Below are 19,932 nucleotides of genomic sequence, written 5' to 3' on the forward strand. Positions count from 1 at the left end.
AGAGGTATACACCCCTCGACTCCAAAGGAAATCAAGAATAATTATCGAATATGGTAAACCTTTTTACCATAATGTTTTTTACCAAACATATCCGTAGCTTCCACCTCTATAGTGTGCGGACCTTTTTCCAGTTTTGGATCTATTCCACCCTTCCAAAGATGGGTACTTTTCACTGGATTGGAAGGTCTTCTACCATCCAAAAGCTCTTCCGTGGTGTCCCATTGATAGACCTCCAACATATAAGTAGGATCATATTCTTCCAAATATTGCATCTTTTTCCACTCCCCATTGTCTATGCGATAACGTACTCGGTCATCAGCTGTACCCATAAAGAAGTTAACAAAAATCCCTGAAGAAGTCCGCTTGTCTTTTTCTAATACCTTAGGAGCAAAAATCGCCATTTGGTAATCTTTTTCCTGATCCACGACCTTGTACCTGATATCATATTGATTACCTGTAAACTCTATAAAAGCATAGCCTTTAGGCGTACCATCTCTCATGGTGGACTTTGGAACGCCTTTTTCATTCAATGTACCTGAATACCAATCCCCGGAAGTAGTCCCTACATTATAGTGGTGATGTGGATTTTTTTGGTTCCAGCCATCTTTTTCGAAAAAGAAGTCTTGCCGCTGCAAGTGGGTGTGGGCAGATAGAGAAAGAGTATGCGGATAATCTTTCAACAAATCAAACAGCTGCTGTCTGTCCTCATCCTTAAATGGGTCCCCAGATGGCTCGCTCAAAGGAATGTGAAAAGCCAAAACAATCAAATGATCTTTCGGCACATACTTTAGGTCATTCTTTACAAATTCCAGTTGGTCTTTTCGGAAACCTCCCCAATAGCTCTTGCCATCTCTAGGGTCTGGGTAAAGTATATCATCCAGCACAATAAAGTGTACCTTGCCATGGTTAAAAGCATAATTGGCCGGACCAAAATGAGCTTCAAAAGTTTCATCGGAAAGATGGTCTTCCTTTACATCGAAGTTCAAGTCATGATTTCCCAATACATTGTACCAAGGGACGCCTACCTTGGAAGTAGCCTCGATATAAGGATCAAAAAGGTCCAAATCATTCCCAACCAAATCTCCCAATGACAGTCCAAAATCGATTCCTTCGATTCCTTCTACCTCTGAAACCACTCCATTTTCAAAATGGTTGACTTCTTCAATGGTATAAGGCTGGGGATCCCCAAAGATTAAAGCGGTAAAATCAGCTTTGTCTTCAGTTGGGATCAAACCAAAATTAAGTTTCCTTGGAAGTTTTCCTGTAGGCTGCACCCCAGGAAATTTGGTTTCTGGGGAACCAGAAGGCTTGTGAATATAAAAATACTGGGGAAGATTTTTGTCATTGACAGGTGCTAGATATCCCGCGGGCTTGATTACAAATACGATTTGGTCATTGGCCAAGGGCAATTCATACCGCCCTTTTTCATCTGTTTGTGTTACTTCCACGCCGTTTGAGATCGCTACATTAGCTAGGCCCTTTTCCCGGGACTCTTTCTTTCCGTTTCCATTCAGGTCCTCATAAATGATTCCTTTGGCGGTTTCCTGTGCCGTCACGGACAAGGAAAAAGCCAATAGACAACCTGATAAAATCAATTTTTTCATTTTTAGGTTTTAGAGATTAATGATAAAATTCAAATTTATTTAAAGCTTCTTGCCACACTTATATTAAATGCTTGGTTCACTTGGTGACAAAATCCATTCATACTATAAATCTATTTCTATTTAAATAGTGTGTTTTAAGGGGACTTACTACTATCCAAAACCATTAATTAATTGTTATTAATCAAAAAAATCCGATAATGTCAGGCTAAAGGAGTTACTAAAAATCACCTTTAGGATGTAAAAGAGCACCTTTTCCGCCCTATTAAAAAGATTAGCTTTCCTTCCACTTTTTCATGTATTTCCAGTTCCTTGGCTTTCCCTCTTCCATATAAATTATGGCAGTCATCAAACGGCGCTTACGGGTAGCTTCAGTTTTGGCCTCGTTCAACCATTCGATATAATCTTTTTGGTTAGAATAACTAAAATTCTCAAAAGTGTCCAATGCTCTGGAATTGGCTTCCAAGGCCAATTTTAAATCCGCTGGCATGACAAGGTCAGCTTTCTTCTTGGATATTTTTTTGGGAAGCTTTATTCCTTTTTCATTGAGCTCAACAGCCTCATAGAGATAGGCCAACATTTGATCATCCTCTGGTAAGTCTTCCATCGCTGTAATTTTACCCAAATGGCCCATAGCTGTTTCTCCAGTAGCATTTTCCCTTAATACTGGATCCTGCATCAATGCGCCCTTCCAAAAAAGAAAAACACAATGTTCCTTAAAGCCGGCCATGCTGCACAAAATCTCCCCTTTATAGGTAAAATGAGGCATGCCCCATTTGATGGTTTCCTCCACCTCTGGACAAGCCTGATGGACCAAAGCCCTCAGATGTCTAAGAATAGGTTCAGCAAAATCCTGCAACTTATTAATATAAGCATCAATTCGCTTATCATGAGAAGGGTGAAATTGGGTCTTTCCAGTCATAATTATTGATTGGGTAGTTTTATGAATGAAAATAACAAAAAAAAGGAGAAGCCTAAACACCTCTCCTCGTTCAATGCTATAAAATCTGATTTCCTATTCCTGGATATGTATATAATAACTACGCTCCTTGGGAAATGCCAAACCAACAAGCGCTCCTATTCCTGCCCCACAAACCGAAAATAAAGTTAAGGACAGTACCTCACTTTTCGACTCCTGATTCAGATCTCCATGATCTCTAGGTAAAGAAGCAAGTGAAAATAGCAACATTGTTCCCCCACCTATCAAGGCTCCTTTTCCTACACTATTTCCTTCCTTAACTCTTATATAATTAACTTCTGAAAAAGATAGTGAACGGGTCATGTCTTCTGAAATAAAACTGATACTGTCTTTCTCTATGATAAGATTGCTCACAGATAATTTTCCCGAATTTTTCAAGCCTAACTTAGCTTTGGAATACTTTATCTTGGGAGGAAGATTAAGAGATATTTGAGCAGAAGTTTCTATAGTGATGATGAAAACAAATGCTAAACATAATATAAAAAACCGCATTATCTGACCTAGCTATTTTGAATATATTCATTCAATTTTCTAGAGATTTCATCTGCCAAACCTTCAAACTTATGCAACTGAATGACATATTCATTGGAGTTTTTTCCACTAATTTGCTCTGGTTTGGTCCACCCTTTTATATTGATCAATAAGTCTCCCTGAGAATCATATATAAACAAATAAGATTCCAAACTGATCATTCCAAATGAACCAAAAGCTCCTACCCCTACTATTCCAAGCCTATTATAGGATACGGCAACATTACTAATATCTAGTGCTTGGGCTATCTCCCTTACTCTATCTTTAATACCTTCATCATTCTTAAAAATTTTATTCACATTCTTTCCTTTACCAAGATCCGCAATGTTCAAATCACCCTCACTAAAAAAAACAACTGGAAAATTCTTATTATCTACTTTCAATCCTTTTTCCACTTGATATGGTTCAATTGATGCTCCATCAAATTCCCCTATAGTTTTGACCGAAGAACTAAGATGGCCTTTTAAGGTACTCGTTAGAATGTACTTAAATTCTTCAATCATTCTTTCCTCTTCATCCATAATGACATCCGCAATTTTATTGGTTTTACCATTAAATGATGCTGCATCAATCAATGGAAGATCGGGTTGAAAGAGTGGGCCAATCATTGTCGAAGCTAAATTAAGTTGCTCCAAAGCAATTGTCGAGCTTTTAGAGCTTTGTACTTTTACCATAATTGGGGCTGTAGCGCACGAAACTAAAAAAATTGCAACTAAGGCAATGGGGAAAATTCTTTTCATAAATTCTACTAAACGTTTAATTCAACGTAATAATAATTTAGTTTTTAGTAAAATGAAAACATATCCCACCTTATAAAAAATTGAAGTTCAACATTGAATCTTAAACTATCAAAAATTCATTATTCCTCCTCAATAACTAAACTGGAATAAACTCTTTCAGCTTTAAACTAAAAATCACAGCCTAGTTAGTCTCTCAATGCCATAGATATAAAATGGACCAAGCCGAAAAACTGGGGAAAAACAGTCTATTTTAGCTTTGATATGCGCTATTTATCAACCACAGATGGATAGCCTATCTACTCAACAACGGTGGAATCTTGAATAAATAAGCGTTATCTTAATACAAGAACATCACTCCTTACCTTCATTCTTTTTATTCAGGTCTATTCCTGCATAAAAGCCCAAATCCTGCTCTCGTACTATCTTGGTCCAAAAAGCAATTTGTCCGGTATGATATGAAAAATGCTCCACGGCATGCAATACATTGCCTACACCAGTATACCTGAATCCCTGAACATTGTATTTGCTTATTAAGTCCTTTTCTGATATCGTCTCTAAAGTTTCACAGGCCACCTTAATTTCTTTATTCATAAGATGAATCAAGGCACTTTTGGACATTCCTCCACAAGCTGAAAATTCGGCATCCCTATCTCTTTTGTCTTCATGGCCGCCCAAGGAAGAAACAATATATTGACCTAAATTCCCTGCCAAATGAAGCACTAAGTTCCCAATGCTGTTAGAAACCTCATTGGGGCGCTGCCAGATTTCCTCTTCAGTTAACCAATCCAAGCAACTGATAATTTTAGCTTTATTCTCATTTAATCTAAATATGGCATGTTTTATCAACTCTTGCCCTATAGGGTTGTTATCCATTGTTTTACTCGCTTATAGTATTTGTTATCTCAATTATTCCTACTCATTAAAATAGATCAAAACCTAAAAAGTTCAATATCATCCGACTAAAGTACCGGCCAGTTTCATAAAATAACCTTTTTGATTTCTCTATATTCACTAATGATCAAACAATAAAGATCTACTTGTTGAACACAAATTGTCTTAGTCAAAACAGTTTCTTTCAAAATTTCTTGCAAAAACCAAGCGATATAGCCCAAGTATCATACCCTTTCTTCATATCAAACAAAAGAGTAGGGGTAAACTCCCAGTTCCGCTGCATCTCAAACGCATACTCTGTCCCCAGTCGATATATCCCCAGGTTTTCGCTCTTTTCCAGCTCTATACCTCCTCCAGTAAGGACCTTCCACCTCTCTGTTATGCCATAAGTAAGGACAAATGCAAAGATCATGGCCCTTTCCCTTTCCAGCTCTCTGCCTGTCACAATATAATGGTCCAACTCCCAGTCCCACATTAGTCCAATTTCAAAATTTTCTTGGATCTTCCTGAAATAGTCAAAACCCACAGCGGGAACAAAAAAACCACTTTCACTTTCTGATTCACCCAAACTTGCCCCTTTGGGAATCCAGGTATAGCCTAAAGAGAAAACTACCCTATTTTTTAACAGGTCTTCTTTTTCAGCTTCTTCTTGGGCATAAGCAGAATAGTTGAACATGGTCAACAGGAAAAGCATGAAGGTAAACCGCTCGAGAGCTTTCATATAGAAATCTATTTATCAAAAATGTCCCCTATCAATTTACCATAAAAATTTCAAACAAACTTAAAATCAACTCCTAACAACTCCATTTTGAATTAAAATTATTTCCTTATTTGATTCCAAATTAAATTGGCTATTTCTATCATTCCTTTCAAATGGATAAACATTTTCCCTCATAACTTCTATGTCAGGGTTAAGGGTATTTAGCGAATCACTTAAAACACTAAAATAATCCTTATCAGCAGCACTTGCTGCCATTATCCCAGCCAATATCTGGTGCCGGTGGATGGTAAGTGATACTGTTTCCAATGACCAATACCTTTGACAATGGAGCTTCAGGAGGCTCATCTTCCTTATTACAGGACACTAATATCATTCCCATTAATAAAAAAACCATAAAAATGGATTTGGTCATGCTGATCTTGTTCATTCGTATAAATTAGAAATGGTAAAATAATTTTACGCTATCACTCTCTGCAATAATAACGATTTTCTAAGTCTTCTTTCAGTTTTAAAAACTGCTGCCATTTTGGATAAATAGTCACATCGTGTACCGCCTGTACCTCATCAAACATTTCTTGGGCCAGTTCATATTCACCTTGCCTGAAAGCCCTAAAGGCATGTTTCAAAAGTTGTAGGGCCCTAGCCAGTTCCAATTCTTTTTCTACTTGGGCCGCTTCCAATCGCTGCCGACTGAAAACCAAACTATCTGGGCTCACCTTCACACTTTGGACTCCTATCGGAGATTTAAGTACTAGCCCCTCCAAATTGGTGCACCTGCTAAGTGCCACATAGGCTTGACCTGCTTCAAAAGACCTGCTGATATCCAAAATGGCCCTTTCAAAGGTCAGGCCTTGGCTTTTATGAACAGTAATCGCCCAGGCCAACTTTAATGGAAACTGTGTAAAGGTTCCTATGACCTTCGCCTCCAAATGCTCTTCTTTTTCATTATAGATAAACTCCACATTTTCCCAGGTTTCCCTACGGACTTCATAGATAAAGCCCCTATGGTCTTCCACTTCGATCACATCCTTCTCCATTTTAGAAACCTTGCCTATCATCCCATTATAATATTTCGCCTCAGCATTATTACGCATAAATATCACTTGCGCACCAATCTTCAAGGTCAAATCCACAGGATCAAAAGGGGCCATGTTCATCGGAAAATCATCCTTTAATTCAGCAGGATATTTCCTTGGCTCCTTTTTAAGCTCAGCCAGTTTCTTGGTATTGATTTCCGCAATGGTGGCATTATGCGTGCCGATAAGGATATACTCTTGGTCCAAAAGGTCAAAACGGTATTTGCTCGCAGTAGCATTTAATACCTTCAGGTCTTCCTGTGTATGATCACTTTCACGAACCCTATTGAGGATTTCCTTGAAGGCTTCATCTTTTTGCCTGTATATTTTATCCAACTCAATATGAATAGGATTAAGCTCCTGAAAAGCATGGGCACTAAAGAAAAAGCGGGAAGAATAATATGGTGCCAAATGCTCCCAATCAGCATTTCTCACCACTGGTGGAAGCTGAAAAGGATCACCGATAAATATCATCTGCACACCCCCAAAGGGCAAATGCATCTTCTTTCTATACACACGCAAAAGCTGATCTATCACATCCAAAATCTCCACACGCACCATGGAAACCTCATCGATAACCAAAATATCCAGCCTATTGATCAGGTCCCGGTGCTTCTTGCGATACTGAAATTGCTCAAAGATAGACATGCCCTTTTCCTTGGCCTTTGGAGATAGCCTGGGATCTCCTGGTAAGAACATCTGCCTTGGATCAATCTTAAAGAATGAGTGAATGGTTTTGCCTTTCGCATTGATAGCGGCTACGCCCGTTGGGGCGACTACTGCCATGTTTTTTTCGCGATTGAGCTTCCTAAGGGTATGTAAAAAAGTGGTTTTCCCCGTACCCGCTTTACCTGTCAAAAACAAGGACCTTTTTGAAAACAATGCCACTTCCAAGGCGTGGATAAATGCCTCATTGCTGGTATCCAATCCCTGCGATTGAAACTCATGATAAAGAAAGTCCTTGATGGAAAATGCCATGGACAAATGTACTATTTTTTAAGCAGCTATGTCAATGTCCCCAACTACAGAAAAAGCATCAAGCTAAACTGCTGCTCAGCAAGGTTATTCTGTACAAAACCCAATTATTTATTTCCCAGTCGCTTTTTCCAATACCCCATGCGGAAATACACAAAGGCCACGATGGCAGAAATCCAGTTGGAAATCGGAAAAGCCCAATAAATCCCCTCGTGTTTTAAGTCTGTATGGTATGCCAAAAAATAGCCTACTGGAAAACGAATTATCCATAGGTTCAGAAAGGATATAAACATAGAGGCCTTGGTAAATCCAGCTCCATTAAAGGTGCCGTTGACCACTTGCTGAACACCCAAAAAACCAAAGCTCGGTCCCATGATTTTTATAAACATGGCTCCATCTTGGATGACCTGAGGTTCATTTGGCACAAAAAACCGCACCAAGTCTTCAGCAAAGATAAATAATAATGCACCGATGCCCGTCAACCCAAAAAAAGCAATTTTCACAGATAAAATACCAGTTTTTTCTGAGCGGTGAAGCTTATTCGCGCCTATATTTTGCCCTACCAAGGTAGTCGTGGCAATGGCCAGGCCAAGAGCAGGAATAATCACAAAACTCAAGATCCTGGCACCAATACCATAAGCAGCTACCACCTCAGAACCAAAGCTGGTCACCAATACCACCATCATGGCCATCCCCAAAGCCCGGGCAGACTGCTCCATACTGGATGGCAAACCCAACTCAAACAACTTCTTGGTCCAAGAAAGGTGGAATTTCATTTCTGACAAATGGATCTTGATTCCGTGGTTTCCTTTCAAAAGTATATAGAGTCCCACCGCAGCTGAAATCCCCTGGGTAAATACACTGGCCACTGCCGCACCTGCCACACCATAGCCGGGCAATGGACCATATCCATAAATGAATAAGGGATCCAAAACCAAATTGAGCAAAACAGTAACCAAAATGACATAAACTGGCAGAAGCACATTGCCGATTCCCCGCATCAGCGACTGAAACACAAAAAATATAAAGAGGAACACAAAACCCAAGGCTGAAACCTTGAAATAAGCCACAGACTCTGCTTGCACTTCAGGCCCTGCTCCAATCAACTTCATCAAAGGCCCCGCCATGGTAAATCCTATAACGGCCAATAATAAAGACACTATAAAGACCACCAGAACGGTTTGTGAAGAGACAAAATTCACCATTTTCTGATCGTTGGCCCCCTTATATTGAGAGACCAAGACCGTACCCGCCAAGGTTAAACCTCCACCAAGCGAAAGGATCAGAAAGAGAATGGGAAAGCTCAAACTCACCGCCGCCACGGCATTGGCCCCCAAACGTCCCAGCCAAAATGTGTCGATCAACTGGTAGGCAGTTTGGAGCACATTGGCCAAGATGATGGGAATGGCAAGCTGTGTAAGCGCAGTGAGGATCTTTCCTTCCGTGTATTTTTTCTCCTTAGGTGGCCGCATAAAAATCAATTGCCCAAAGATAACCAATCACTAAGAATATACCCTTGATGAAGATTTATTTCCTTCCCTCTTTAGGAAGATATAAACTGATACCGTCAAGAGATAAGATTCCAAAAACCAGCTTTAAACTAAGGAATTATAAGCATTCATAACTGTATAAAAGGCCTTTATCATCAAAATCAGGCTCTTTTATTCCGATTGGCTATTTCCAAAAAACTTTGATAAATTAAAGGTAGACTTTTTTAATAGATGTGGTGATTGAGTACCTTCGTGGTTCGGAAAAAAATAAAATAAATATAACGATATGGAAATTACTGGAAAAATCATTCAAATCATGCCGGAGCAATCTGGTAATGGAAGAAACGGGACCTGGAGAAAACAGGATTTTATCCTTGAAACAGAAGGACAATATCCAAAGAAAGTATGTTTGACCGTTTGGGGAGACAAAATTGACCAATTTGGAATGCAACAGGGCGATTCCGTAAAGGCAGGCATTGAAATCGAAAGCCGTGAGTACAATAGCCGCTGGTATACAGATGTAAAAGTTTGGAGAGTAGACAAGGTAGTTGCTGGAGCCACCTCTGACACAGCCAATGCCGGTGCTCCTGAAGTAAGTACCTTCAATGACGATAGCGGGGAAGATATTTTGCCATTCTAATAGGGAAGGATATTTCAAAAAGATTATATTTAAGCGATCAAATGATCGCTTTTTTATTACCCTAATAGAATAACCATGTGGGATGACTTTGATGATGAAGAGCACTGGGACAGTGATGATGAGGAGGATTTCAGAAAAGAACAGGAACGCATCCAGAAACATCCGTTGATGCAAAAAGCCAATGATATCCTTCATCTTACTGAAGCCCTGGTGGGTGCATTGGATGAAATGTCCAAAGAAATGTATGGCACTTTTATGCTGGAAGATGCCTCCGTAATCTGTGGAAAATTTGCCGGTGCGGAAGGAGTGGACGATTATATCCTAAAGATGGAAAATGCTGTCTTTATGAAAGTTCATGCACGCCACCTCAATTCCATGACCTATTCAGTGGCCATGGTGGACACCCATCCGGAAGAACATTTACAATTACTCCGGGATGCCATCAATGATTTCCAGCAGCTTTTTATTGAATGGGTAAAAGGTTTTGACCCTAGCAATAAATATGACGATGGCTGGGGACTGTTTTTGGATTAAAGATGCAATCCTACGAGCAAATTTATTCTTACACGAACATGATCGATTCCCAAAAAGCAGGTAATATCAATAATACAGTATCACAAAACATCCCTACATTTCTTCGTATTTCCCGGCAAAAACCTTACAGCTGAGGCTACCGCCTTCCTTTTTGGCTAATACTTAATTGATATTTTTCCCAAACTTAAATCCCAGATAAGCTCCTCCAATCACCATAATCAGGGTGATGCCTAATAATAACAGAAGCACTCCCAAAGGCATTTCCCAATCCTCTGAGCCGATTTTGAATTTGATATTCTTTTTAAAATCTATCATAGCTGTGATTAAAGAAAAATGACGCCAGAAGGAAGACAATTAGCTCTTTCTGACGTCAATATATTTTATGGATTTTGGTACTGCCTATTCCTCGAATGTATCCTTCCAACCCTTCAGCTCCACCTCACGGGCAGTTTCCTCCACCTTTTCTTTCAGCTCTTTTTTGTAATTATCCAAGGTTTCAGCCACCTTGGCGTCAAATGCACCTACCATAGAAGCTGCTAAAATACCGGCATTTTTTGCTCCATTCAAGGCCACTGTGGCCACAGGAATTCCACCTGGCATTTGCAAAATAGACAAAATACTGTCCCAACCATCGATACTATTGGATGACTTGATAGGCACCCCCACCACTGGAAGTGAAGTCAATGAAGCAACCATTCCCGGCAAATGAGCCGCTCCACCAGCGCCTGCAATAATGACTTTGATTCCTCTTTGGCGCGCGCCTTCTGCATATTCGATCATCCTGCGTGGGGTCCTGTGGGCCGATACAATGGTGATCTCATACCCCACACCCAAATCTTCCAATGCCTTAGCTGCTTCAGACATGATGGGAAGGTCAGATTTACTCCCCATGATGATTCCTACCTGTTTGCTCATGATTTATGCTTTTATCTTAATGATATCTTTTACTTTCAGTGCTTTGGCCTTCAAAGCAGCTACATTTTCTTCCAAAATAGTCACATGTCCCATTTTTCGGAAAGGTTTGGTGATTTTCTTTCCATATAAGTGAATATACACCCCTTTTTCTTTCATCGCTTCATCCATTCCCTCCAATACAGCATCGCCCGTAAAACCATCTTCGCCTAGAAGGTTCACCATGGCCGCAGGCATCCTCAATTCGGAATTGCCCAATGGCATGCCCATCACCGAGCGCAAATGCTGCTCAAACTGCGAAGTAAAATTGGCTTCTATGGTATGGTGTCCTGAATTATGTGGTCTAGGAGCCACTTCATTGACCAAAATCTCTCCATCCTTGGTCACAAACATCTCCACAGCCAAAATTCCAATCATATCCAGTTGGGTAATGACATCCTTGGCTATCTCGATAGACGCTTTACTGATCTCCTCTGAAATCTGCGCTGGAGCAAAAAGAAACTCCACCAAGTTGGCGGTAGGATGGAAGGCACATTCCACCGGAGGAAAAGCATCCAGCTCCCCATGTTCATTCCTGGAAACGATCACGGCAATTTCCTTATCAAAATCCACCAACTTCTCCATGAGACTAGGTGCTTCAAAGGCCTTTTCTAAATCAGCTTCAGACTTCAGCACCTGAACCCCTCGACCATCATATCCTTCCTTGCCGAGTTTATTCACCGCTGGCAGAAAATCTGCATTGGCCAGTACAGCTTCTTTATTGTCCGTTAAGATAAAATCAGCTGTTGGAATATTTTTTTCCTTATAAAATTGCTTTTGCTCCCTTTTATCTTGGATGAGCTTGATGATATGTGGCTGTGGGAAGACCTTCTTACCTTCCTTGGCCAGCTGCTCCAAAGCATCCGTATTCACATTTTCTATCTCAATGGTCAGGATATCACATTTCTGCCCAAAACGATATACGGTATCATAATCCGTCAGCTTTCCTTGGGTAAAATCATGACAAATATCCTTACAAGGTGCATTGGCATCCGGATCCAAAATATGAATGTCTATGTTATAATTGATGGCAGATTGGATGACCATTCGGCCTAATTGCCCCCCACCTAATATTCCCAGTGTTTTCTGCTGATAATTATCTTGCACTTTTTCTTTGGTTTTATACAATGATCGGACAAAATTAAAACAAAAAAACGCTATCCTTAGTGAAGAATAGCGTTTTTTTCATATTTACTTACTTGTCAGACAGCACGCCCACCAATTAACCTGAAAAGGATGGCGATAATAGCCAATACTAACAAAATATGTATCAATCCTCCGACACTATATACGAAGGCGCCAAATATCCACCCAATTACTAATATGATCGCAATTAAATATAATAGAGAACTCATAACTATGGTGTTTAGTGAAACAATTGATTTATAACCAATTACAACCAATCTTAATGCCACAATTATTTTTTCTGCTTATTTAATTAAACTTAATGCCCATTAATTCCATTAATTTATGGGCATTAAAGCTTGGACAAGGCCCTTTTTTGATTTTATAATCAAATAAAATTTCATTGTCTTTGATATCGCTTTGAAAACTATAATTGACCAATGTCCCGAAACTATCCTCCAATTTGCTAAGCTCTATATCATGTGTGGAAATGATTCCCTTGCTCTTACTTTCCATCAACTGCCTGATCAAAGCCTCACTGCCCATGACACGATCAATGGTATTGGTTCCCTTCAATATTTCATCCAATAAGAAAAATACCGGCTGCTGCTGTTCTGCCTGCTCCAATAAGCCCTTTATTCTTGCCAATTCCGCATAAAAAGAACTTACACTTTCTCCCAAACTATCGGTATTCCTCATACTGGTAAACAGTTGGAAAGGTCCAGAGCGGTAATAAGCTGCAAATGGACTCAAGCCCAGGTTGACCAAGACCATATTGGTGCCCAAAGTCCTCATAAAAGTGGTTTTCCCTGACATATTGGATCCTGTCAGCAAGACCGTCTTTTCCTCCTCCATCATACTAAAATCATTGGTAACACAGACATCCTGTGGCAAGAGTGGGTGGCCCAGTGATTTTACATCAATCTCCAGTTTTTCTGACCAATCCACTTCACAAGTAATCTTCTCCTCATTGGTAAAGGCCGCTAAGGACACCACCACTTGCCATTCCTCAAAAATCTCCTCCCACTCCTGCATATGACCGGCATAATTCTTTTTCCACCTTTCCAGTCTCCAAAGCACCCAAAAGTCCGTCCAGAAAAATAAATTAAATATCAAATACATCAGGTTGGTACGGTTCTGAACAGCAAAGCTCTGCTGCTCCAGAGACTTCAATGCTTCAGATGCGCGGTATTGTTGATCTAAAATAGGTGCTTGAAGTCTTTTCAAATACGGATCCACAAAGTCAAGTCGCTCCAACTCACCTGACCATGAACGTAAGGTCTTCAGGTCTCCTTCATCAGGCATAATCTTATATGCTTCCATTAATGGCTTAAAAATCATCGCCAAAAATGTCATGCCTATTAATATCCATCCACTGAAATATGCCATGGGCAAGTCAAAAAACAGCCAAGCCATCAATAAAAACAAACCGATAAACGGACCTGCTATGAGAGGCAGCCAATACAGCTGTTTCCAAGCATTGGGCGTTTTCAACCATTTATAAAATGGTTTCTTGTTTTTTTCTTCCTTGATAAAGGCTTTGCCGATAGCTTCAAAATTCCTCACAAAGTTTTGGTGGGTGCTTAACTCTTTTATACCACCAAACCTTTCTTTTGCCTGCTCAGGATTCACCTCAGCTTTCAACCATCCTGCCAATAGAGCCTTTCCTCCGTCCGCCACTGTGTGGTTTAACAGTTGAAATAAAGAGTGCTGTCCAAAAAGATCAAGGTCATTACAAAAAGCATGGTTTTTATCTTTGAACTGCTCCCCCGCATCAAAAGTGGACAATTCCCTCTTACACCTTAATACTTGGTCTCGCTTCATTTTTATGACTGCCTTCAAAAAACTTTGACGGTCCTTTTGGTCATTAAATAATTTGATCAAATAAATAAACAGCGCTGCCAAAGGAAAAAATGCCAGCAGTAATAGGCGTATTTCGCTCAAGCCAATGATCATTACGGCCCCAATACTAAAAAACAAAATTAATCTTCCCAAGGCCAAACTTGCTATGGTCTTTTTGCAAGTGCTAAGCTCTGACTGGGGGTTTTCAGTTTGAAAATTCTTATTCATGCCCAAATATAGGAGAGAAATCTAAACATAAGGAAACAGAATGAACAAGTTCCTCTTGCTCATATATTATTGATTTAATCATTTACACTTTCAGAACAATAAAATTTAAAAAACTTTAAAAATGCATTATAAATATATTTTTAATATTTACACAATATTTAAAACGCATTTCGTATAATAATTTCGTAATAATAGCTTATATTTATGAAACACCGACATCCACACACAAACTAATTTTGAGACGTCTATTTTTACACAGATTAATGCAGGTAGGCAATGTTCCCCATTTACTATTAGCCTTTTTGCTCATGTTTATGGGCATATTGCAATCCCATGCACATGACAAAAAGTTTCATACTGATTTCGGCTGGGACAGCAGTCCGCTGCTAATCGTATCCCAAGAAACACAACATTTTGACGGTTTCCCCAATGCCTTTTATCCAAATTTTGAGTTTGCGTATTACTCAAATTCACCTGAAACCTACCAACTTATTCGGGACCTCTCCATCAAACAGTCTCTTCTTAAAAAAACCTGGAGCAAAACAGCTCTGATTTTGCTCATTATGGCCGGTTTGGCTTGGGCTTTGGGAAAGAACCGTCAAAACCATTCTACTGAAATACATCATTTGAAAGGTGGCAAAAAATGGAAATCGTCATCTCACCTTAAGCTTAAAGAAAAAGCATTATTGATCATTGGGACAAATCAACAGCCATATTTAGTCTTGAAGAACAGCGGATATAGCGCCAGCTATGCTTCCGAAAATGACAATATCCCAGAGAGATTAAACAAAAGCCGTCCAAACTATATCCTACTGGATCTTAATATGAGTCCAGAGAAAAGCAAATTGATCTTGAGCACCATCAGGTCCATGGACATCAGACACCAAATCAAAATCGTTGCATATGGTGGTTCAGCCCTTTTCAGTCAAAAATTATGGGCTTTGTTTCACGGGGCAGATGAATACATATTTGGCTCCATTAACCCTCAAATTCTCGAAAACCATTTATTTACCAGTTGGCACCATCTAGGATTTTTGGAAGATTCCCTTCCAGTTCAAAAATACGTCCATCTAAAAAAACAAATAAGTCTAAAGCAATTTCCAGACTCCGAAGAGGACTGTTTTGTAGAAAAGGTCTTCCATGCCATTCTGGAGCACTATGAAGATGAAAACTTTAACATTGATGAATTGGCCGCCCTAGTGAACCAAAGTCGATCCAATCTTTACAGAAAAGTCAAAGAACAAACAGGAAGAACCCCAAACAATCTCATCAGACTTGCTAGAATTACCAAGAGTGCCCACCTATTGGCGGCAAAATCCGGCACCGTTAGTGAAATTGCCTATTCGTCGGGTTTTAGTAGCCTATCCTATTTTTCCAAAGTATTTACCGCTAGTTTCGGAATAAGCCCAAGTACTTATATGGAAAGCCATTGAAGTGAGTTTTGGGACTATTTTACAAGCATTTGAGAGAAATTTACAAACATCAGATAAAGCAATTGGTGTAAATTTAAGATTATAGCCAACGGCCACAGCTTCAATTATTCTTTCCGATAAACCCAAAGCAAAATGAAGCATTTTAGATATTTATTGAGCATTTTTCTTTTGGTTGGTCTGCTACCAAATCACTCTCAGGCCAGACAACTAGAAAACATGGAATTTATCCGTGTCATTTTAGAATTTGATATTAAGGAAGGTCATGCAAAAAAATTTGAGGATCATCTATTGGCCTGGAAGGAATGTTATCTCTCCAATGGTGGACAAATCGAGTGGAGCGTATTTTATCGCATGAATGGTGAAGGTGATAATTATGTCTTTACTTATATCAAACCCAACTGGGCTGCCTTTGATGAAAAAGATGAGGCTGCTGGTGAATGTTTCAATTTGGCAGAACTGATGGTCTCTCCCGATGTTAAAACATCCAGAACCCATATGGCGAAGTTCATGCCCGAGGTAAGTAAAGCACCATCCACCGGGGATATATCGGTCATTTGGGCTACCTTTTTCAAAGTCAAACCTAGCGGTTATGCACATTTTCTGGAAAACATAAATACCCTTTCCGACCATATCGCTGAGGTCGAGGGTGATAAAAGAGTTTACTGGTATCAATATCAAGGAGGAGGGGAGAGTTATCCACATTTCTTTGTCACGCAAGCTTTCAGTGACTTTGCCAGTTTAGATCAAATTAATGGTGTGTGGAAAAACCTGGAAGAAGGCTTGGAAAAAAAGAAAAAAGATGAACTTTATCAACAGTTTTTTGAGCCTGTAACAAGTATATACAGCCATATCTATCGCAGGCTGAACGAGCATAGCCATGTAAATGATTAAATGACAATTCATACAGTTTATATAATAAGCAGGTAGGATTCCCTGAGCCCTACCTGCTTTCTAAAAGACTGATTTTCAATAAACTCATAATGTACAGCCATCATTCCCTTATTTTGGTTTAACGACGGAATGATTGTTGACTGATTTAAGCCTCGGCATTCTGCTGGGGCTTATTTTAATTTTAGGACTTGGCCAATAAGTTACCAATTCACAGTACCTGCATAAAAATCTTAAGAGGACTGCCCCCAGCCATGATCACTGTTACCATTATTTCAATATTATTGGAAAATGAGAAATTTACCTTCATTTGAATACAATCAACTTAATCTTTCTGTATTTTTAATTGTAGGAAATATTAAGTTGAAACCCAATGCCACAATACCAAATCAACCAAACAGAAAAATTCCGATGCCCATGGTGTTTGGGATTTGAGGATTATATCAAATATCATGACGAGGAATGGGGAGTTCCAGTGTATAGCGACAAGGTTCATTTCGAGTTTTTGGTACTTGAAAGTGCTCAAGCTGGCTTAAGCTGGGCCACCATTCTCAAGAGGAGAGAAGGCTACCAAAAGGCCTTTGCTGATTTTGATTATAAAAAAGTTGCCGATTTTCCAGAAAGCATGGTACAGGAACTGCTTCAGGACAAGGGTATCATCAGGAACAAAATGAAAATTGAAGCAGCCATCAACAATGCCCGTCAATTCATGGAAATACAAGCCAAAGTGGGCAGTTTTACCAGTTATATTTGGGATTTCGTCAATGGAAAACCTATAGATGGGCAACTAAAAAGCATAGGTGAGGCAAAAGCTACCACAACAGAATCAGACAAGCTATCCAAAGATTTAAAAGCAAGGGGCTTTAAATTTCTGGGCAGTACCACCGTCTATGCCCATATGCAGGCCACAGGATTGGTAAATGACCATTTATTGCAATGCTTCAGGCACCAAGAAGTAAAAAGAATGATCAGGTAAAAATAATCTCCCATAATTTTAACCTTTTAAAACAACCATCTGTATTTATCCTTTTTATCTGTGGTTAATAAATAAGCGTCCACCGATACACACAGATTAACACAGATGAAATGTTTGACTGAGGTGTTTTATTCCAATATCTGTGTTAATCCTCTTCATCTGTGGTCAATATTTCTAGCAACAAAAAGTCTCTCTAGCGAGCACCACGTATTCTTAGCGGACTTTGCGAGAATAATAATCGTCCACACAAAGCGCACAAAGGTGGAGTAAAAATCGATGAGCCATTTATACCACATTAAAAAATGATCCTTGGCAAACCCCGTGAGAAAAAAATCCCAACCGAGATGGTTGGGATATAATTAAATGTTAAATCCATTCAACCCGGATTATGCATTAGCAATCGTAATGAGGGCTGAAAATGCAAGAAAATCAGGCTGTTTGGAGACTGAGGCATAGCACCGCTATGGTGAAGTCGAAAACAGCAGCAAAGCGTCTGATTTTAAAGCATTTTCAGTCCGTAATAGATAAGCTAATGCATATTTCGGGTTCAATTAAGAAAGTGCCTTCTCGCAAAATACCAAGCACCGCTGAACCTCTTTCACGGCATCAGATCCTTCAGGAATCTTATATTCCAATTCTATGGTTGCAGGGAACTTGTACTTATTTTCCCTCATCATATTGAGCAATTCCGGAATTGGTGTATCTCCTTGACCCCAAATAAGGTTATCCTGCCCATTTGCCTTTGTCTTTCTGTCTTTGGTATGCATGCTCATGATCCGCTTATGCTGTTTATTGATCAATGCAACTAGATCAGTATGTCCTGCGGCAATATAATGCCCTGCATCTAGGTTCATTCCATTTCTAGGGCTTTGGGCGAGAGCAGTATCCCAAAAATTAAACGTTTCCTGGGTATGGCCATGATATGCAACAGTCATCTTATACTTTTCTCCCAATTTACCTAACCTCATGGTATGGGCATCATCTGAAGGGTGTTCCAAGGTTACATGACTTGCTCCCAAAGCTTTTGCTGCTTTCATGCCATAGGCAATATCCGCATCCGTATTGTTTTTGCCAAATGCATTGGGCTTGAATGCATAAATGCTGACACCTGCTGCTTTGTACATTTTTCGCAAGTCCTCAAACTTCCTCATATCCACTCCAGCTTTCCATGCAGCCACTGCCTTTTCATATGCAGTATTTTCGGCTTTCAATTCTTTGAGCTCAGCTATTTCATTGGCGGTCAGATCTTCTCCTTTTCTGGAAAGGCGATAGATTTTCCCTCTGTCAATACTGGATACTGGCTTACCTGCAAAATGCTCCGCAGGATCTCCCATTAATTCTATAGCGCTAATACCGGAATCGGTCACATATTTCAGGGTAGCTTCTGCACTTTGGTCAGGCATGGAGCGAAAAGAGTAGGTGATACAGCCAATCTGTACGCCATTGATCAAAGAGTTCGGTTTATTATATGACTTAATGATGGAAGGTGCACCTTGTAACCAGCTAGGTGCCGTAACCAAACCAGCTACGCCTAAAGCCGATTTAACAAGAAATTCTCTTCTGTTTTTCATACTATTTTGAGCTTATTGAATAGGTTGATAATGTTAAAGGACAACAAATTAATAATTTTTCATTGAAATGGACTCCAAAATCCACTGTTCCTGAATAGGAGGGGATAATTGGTAAAAAGCTTATTTAAAATACCATTTACTAAAACTGCAAATCCATCAAAGTCCTGCTTAGTCCAAAACAGAAAATATTTATTGTTTTATTCAGTGAATAATCAGAAATTAAAAGCCATTATTTTACAGTTTGTGCTAAGCTATTTTAAAAGCCCTTGAATTATGAACAAATACGTTAAAATTGCCATTTTTTCACTCATACTGATTTTCGCAGCATTTGTGTATTGGAGATTCTTCTTTGTTTTTGCTGAAGGGGTAAAAGGCGGCACACTCAATTATTACGAGAAAAAAGGCTTTGTTTTTAAAACATGGGAGGGGAGACTGGTACAGGAAGGCTTCCAAAGTCCTACTGCAGGCGCTCTTCAAAGTAATGAATTTCGATTCAGCGGAATGGGTACAGAGGTCTCTGAAAAACTGGAAAGGGCCAGTGGTAAATTCGTCGAACTCCGCTATAAAGAATACCTAGGAAAACTGCCTTGGAGAGGTGCCAGTAGATTTGTGGTATACGAGGTGATTGAAGTGGGAGGAAGAGAAGGAAGTGGAAATAGTGAAATCCCCGCAAATAAGGAATAGGCTCATTAATGGAAAAACATTATAAACAAAAGGGCCAATGGAATATTGACCCTTTA

General features: G+C 39.5%; 22 protein-coding genes. 6 read left to right on the plus strand and 16 right to left on the minus strand.

Going from position 1 to position 19,932, the window contains the following annotated elements; translation table 11 throughout:
* Positions 1-41 precede the first annotated feature (41 nt).
* The 10 genes from KZP23_RS05720 to KZP23_RS05765 form a co-directional block, all read right to left on the minus strand.
* The gene (locus tag KZP23_RS05720) at positions 42-1,604 is read right to left on the minus strand and encodes a calcineurin-like phosphoesterase C-terminal domain-containing protein (RefSeq protein ID WP_226335137.1); all 1,563 of its coding nucleotides are present in this window, start codon (positions 1,602-1,604) and stop codon (positions 42-44) included.
* 271 nt (positions 1,605-1,875) lie between these two features.
* Positions 1,876-2,523, minus strand: coding sequence for a YdeI/OmpD-associated family protein (locus KZP23_RS05725; protein ID WP_226335138.1), 648 nt, complete (start codon positions 2,521-2,523; stop codon positions 1,876-1,878).
* Between the two features lie 93 nt (positions 2,524-2,616).
* Complete coding sequence (locus KZP23_RS05730) at positions 2,617-2,958, minus strand: hypothetical protein (protein ID WP_226335139.1); 342 nt, start codon at positions 2,956-2,958, stop codon at positions 2,617-2,619.
* 122 nt (positions 2,959-3,080) lie between these two features.
* The gene (locus KZP23_RS05735) at positions 3,081-3,851 is read right to left on the minus strand and encodes a hypothetical protein (protein WP_226335140.1); all 771 of its coding nucleotides are present in this window, start codon (positions 3,849-3,851) and stop codon (positions 3,081-3,083) included.
* A 351-nt stretch (positions 3,852-4,202) separates the two neighbouring features.
* Positions 4,203-4,724 carry a DinB family protein gene (locus KZP23_RS05740; protein WP_226335141.1) on the minus strand — a complete coding sequence of 174 codons (522 nt, stop codon included), beginning with the start codon at positions 4,722-4,724 and terminating at the stop codon, positions 4,203-4,205.
* A 202-nt stretch (positions 4,725-4,926) separates the two neighbouring features.
* Positions 4,927-5,463: a hypothetical protein gene (locus KZP23_RS05745; protein WP_226335142.1), complete on the minus strand. Its 537-nt coding sequence runs from the start codon at positions 5,461-5,463 to the stop codon at positions 4,927-4,929.
* Positions 5,464-5,529: 66 nt separating this feature from the next.
* Complete coding sequence (locus tag KZP23_RS05750) at positions 5,530-5,718, minus strand: hypothetical protein (protein ID WP_226335143.1); 189 nt, start codon at positions 5,716-5,718, stop codon at positions 5,530-5,532.
* On the minus strand, positions 5,699-5,890 hold the full coding sequence (locus KZP23_RS05755; protein ID WP_226335144.1) for a hypothetical protein: 192 nt from the start codon (positions 5,888-5,890) through the stop codon (positions 5,699-5,701). The genes KZP23_RS05750 and KZP23_RS05755 overlap by 20 nt, the downstream gene beginning before the upstream one ends.
* Before the next feature lie 37 nt (positions 5,891-5,927).
* Positions 5,928-7,517: an ATP-dependent DNA helicase gene (locus tag KZP23_RS05760; protein WP_226335145.1), complete on the minus strand. Its 1,590-nt coding sequence runs from the start codon at positions 7,515-7,517 to the stop codon at positions 5,928-5,930.
* A gap of 104 nt (positions 7,518-7,621) precedes the next feature.
* The gene (locus KZP23_RS05765) at positions 7,622-8,986 is read right to left on the minus strand and encodes an MATE family efflux transporter (protein WP_226335146.1); all 1,365 of its coding nucleotides are present in this window, start codon (positions 8,984-8,986) and stop codon (positions 7,622-7,624) included.
* 304 nt (positions 8,987-9,290) lie between these two features.
* Here KZP23_RS05765 and KZP23_RS05770 point away from each other — a divergent pair, with 304 nt between their 5' ends.
* A complete protein-coding gene (locus KZP23_RS05770) occupies positions 9,291-9,644 on the plus strand; it encodes a DUF3127 domain-containing protein (RefSeq protein WP_226335147.1) in 354 nt (117 codons plus the stop codon).
* Between the two features lie 75 nt (positions 9,645-9,719).
* Positions 9,720-10,178, plus strand: a complete 459-nt coding sequence (locus KZP23_RS05775; protein WP_226335148.1) for a hypothetical protein — start codon at positions 9,720-9,722, stop codon at positions 10,176-10,178.
* 162 nt (positions 10,179-10,340) lie between these two features.
* Here the strand turns inward: KZP23_RS05775 and KZP23_RS05780 are convergent, their stop codons facing one another.
* The 5 genes from KZP23_RS05780 to KZP23_RS05800 form a co-directional block, all read right to left on the minus strand.
* Positions 10,341-10,493 (minus strand): hypothetical protein, encoded by a 153-nt coding sequence (locus KZP23_RS05780; protein WP_226335149.1) that lies wholly within the window; start codon positions 10,491-10,493, stop codon positions 10,341-10,343.
* An 84-nt stretch (positions 10,494-10,577) separates the two neighbouring features.
* A complete protein-coding gene (gene purE, locus KZP23_RS05785; RefSeq protein WP_226335150.1) occupies positions 10,578-11,093 on the minus strand; it encodes a 5-(carboxyamino)imidazole ribonucleotide mutase in 516 nt (171 codons plus the stop codon).
* A gap of 3 nt (positions 11,094-11,096) precedes the next feature.
* Positions 11,097-12,236, minus strand: coding sequence for a 5-(carboxyamino)imidazole ribonucleotide synthase (locus KZP23_RS05790; RefSeq protein WP_226335151.1), 1,140 nt, complete (start codon positions 12,234-12,236; stop codon positions 11,097-11,099).
* A 95-nt stretch (positions 12,237-12,331) separates the two neighbouring features.
* Positions 12,332-12,484, minus strand: a complete 153-nt coding sequence (locus KZP23_RS05795) for a lmo0937 family membrane protein (protein WP_226336491.1) — start codon at positions 12,482-12,484, stop codon at positions 12,332-12,334.
* A 79-nt stretch (positions 12,485-12,563) separates the two neighbouring features.
* On the minus strand, positions 12,564-14,324 hold the full coding sequence (locus tag KZP23_RS05800; RefSeq protein ID WP_226335152.1) for a MutS-related protein: 1,761 nt from the start codon (positions 14,322-14,324) through the stop codon (positions 12,564-12,566).
* Positions 14,325-14,632: 308 nt separating this feature from the next.
* Between KZP23_RS05800 and KZP23_RS05805 the strand changes: the two genes are divergently transcribed.
* The 3 genes from KZP23_RS05805 (at position 14,633) to KZP23_RS05815 (ending at position 17,621) form a co-directional block, all read left to right on the plus strand.
* On the plus strand, positions 14,633-15,757 hold the full coding sequence (locus tag KZP23_RS05805; protein ID WP_226335153.1) for a response regulator transcription factor: 1,125 nt from the start codon (positions 14,633-14,635) through the stop codon (positions 15,755-15,757).
* A gap of 132 nt (positions 15,758-15,889) precedes the next feature.
* Positions 15,890-16,648 (plus strand): hypothetical protein, encoded by a 759-nt coding sequence (locus KZP23_RS05810; RefSeq protein WP_226335154.1) that lies wholly within the window; start codon positions 15,890-15,892, stop codon positions 16,646-16,648.
* Positions 16,649-17,018: 370 nt separating this feature from the next.
* Complete coding sequence (locus KZP23_RS05815; protein ID WP_226335155.1) at positions 17,019-17,621, plus strand: DNA-3-methyladenine glycosylase I; 603 nt, start codon at positions 17,019-17,021, stop codon at positions 17,619-17,621.
* Positions 17,622-18,172: 551 nt separating this feature from the next.
* On the opposite strand, the gene KZP23_RS05820 is transcribed toward KZP23_RS05815, so the two are convergent.
* Positions 18,173-19,192, minus strand: coding sequence for a sugar phosphate isomerase/epimerase family protein (locus KZP23_RS05820; protein WP_226335156.1), 1,020 nt, complete (start codon positions 19,190-19,192; stop codon positions 18,173-18,175).
* Positions 19,193-19,465: 273 nt separating this feature from the next.
* Here KZP23_RS05820 and KZP23_RS05825 point away from each other — a divergent pair, with 273 nt between their 5' ends.
* Positions 19,466-19,876, plus strand: a complete 411-nt coding sequence (locus tag KZP23_RS05825; protein ID WP_226335157.1) for a hypothetical protein — start codon at positions 19,466-19,468, stop codon at positions 19,874-19,876.
* Positions 19,877-19,932 lie beyond the last annotated feature (56 nt).

The organism is Echinicola marina (genome assembly GCF_020463795.1).
Classification (GTDB): domain Bacteria; phylum Bacteroidota; class Bacteroidia; order Cytophagales; family Cyclobacteriaceae; genus Echinicola; species Echinicola marina.

Coding starts and splice junctions, on each gene's coding strand:
- KZP23_RS05720 (WP_226335137.1), bottom strand. CDS start 1,604: ATGAAAAAATTGATTTTATCAGGTTGTCTATTGGCTTTTTCCTTGTCC.
- KZP23_RS05725 (WP_226335138.1), bottom strand. CDS start 2,523: ATGACTGGAAAGACCCAATTTCACCCTTCTCATGATAAGCGAATTGAT.
- KZP23_RS05735 (WP_226335140.1), bottom strand. CDS start 3,851: ATGAAAAGAATTTTCCCCATTGCCTTAGTTGCAATTTTTTTAGTTTCG.
- KZP23_RS05740 (WP_226335141.1), bottom strand. CDS start 4,724: ATGGATAACAACCCTATAGGGCAAGAGTTGATAAAACATGCCATATTT.
- KZP23_RS05745 (WP_226335142.1), bottom strand. CDS start 5,463: ATGAAAGCTCTCGAGCGGTTTACCTTCATGCTTTTCCTGTTGACCATG.
- KZP23_RS05750 (WP_226335143.1), bottom strand. CDS start 5,718: ATGGCAGCAAGTGCTGCTGATAAGGATTATTTTAGTGTTTTAAGTGAT.
- KZP23_RS05755 (WP_226335144.1), bottom strand. CDS start 5,890: ATGAACAAGATCAGCATGACCAAATCCATTTTTATGGTTTTTTTATTA.
- KZP23_RS05760 (WP_226335145.1), bottom strand. CDS start 7,517: ATGGCATTTTCCATCAAGGACTTTCTTTATCATGAGTTTCAATCGCAG.
- KZP23_RS05765 (WP_226335146.1), bottom strand. CDS start 8,986: ATGCGGCCACCTAAGGAGAAAAAATACACGGAAGGAAAGATCCTCACT.
- KZP23_RS05770 (WP_226335147.1), top strand. CDS start 9,291: ATGGAAATTACTGGAAAAATCATTCAAATCATGCCGGAGCAATCTGGT.
- KZP23_RS05775 (WP_226335148.1), top strand. CDS start 9,720: ATGTGGGATGACTTTGATGATGAAGAGCACTGGGACAGTGATGATGAG.
- KZP23_RS05780 (WP_226335149.1), bottom strand. CDS start 10,493: ATGATAGATTTTAAAAAGAATATCAAATTCAAAATCGGCTCAGAGGAT.
- purE (WP_226335150.1), bottom strand. CDS start 11,093: ATGAGCAAACAGGTAGGAATCATCATGGGGAGTAAATCTGACCTTCCC.
- KZP23_RS05795 (WP_226336491.1), bottom strand. CDS start 12,484: ATGAGTTCTCTATTATATTTAATTGCGATCATATTAGTAATTGGGTGG.
- KZP23_RS05800 (WP_226335152.1), bottom strand. CDS start 14,324: ATGAATAAGAATTTTCAAACTGAAAACCCCCAGTCAGAGCTTAGCACT.
- KZP23_RS05805 (WP_226335153.1), top strand. CDS start 14,633: ATGTTTATGGGCATATTGCAATCCCATGCACATGACAAAAAGTTTCAT.
- KZP23_RS05810 (WP_226335154.1), top strand. CDS start 15,890: ATGAAGCATTTTAGATATTTATTGAGCATTTTTCTTTTGGTTGGTCTG.
- KZP23_RS05815 (WP_226335155.1), top strand. CDS start 17,019: ATGCCACAATACCAAATCAACCAAACAGAAAAATTCCGATGCCCATGG.
- KZP23_RS05820 (WP_226335156.1), bottom strand. CDS start 19,192: ATGAAAAACAGAAGAGAATTTCTTGTTAAATCGGCTTTAGGCGTAGCT.
- KZP23_RS05825 (WP_226335157.1), top strand. CDS start 19,466: ATGAACAAATACGTTAAAATTGCCATTTTTTCACTCATACTGATTTTC.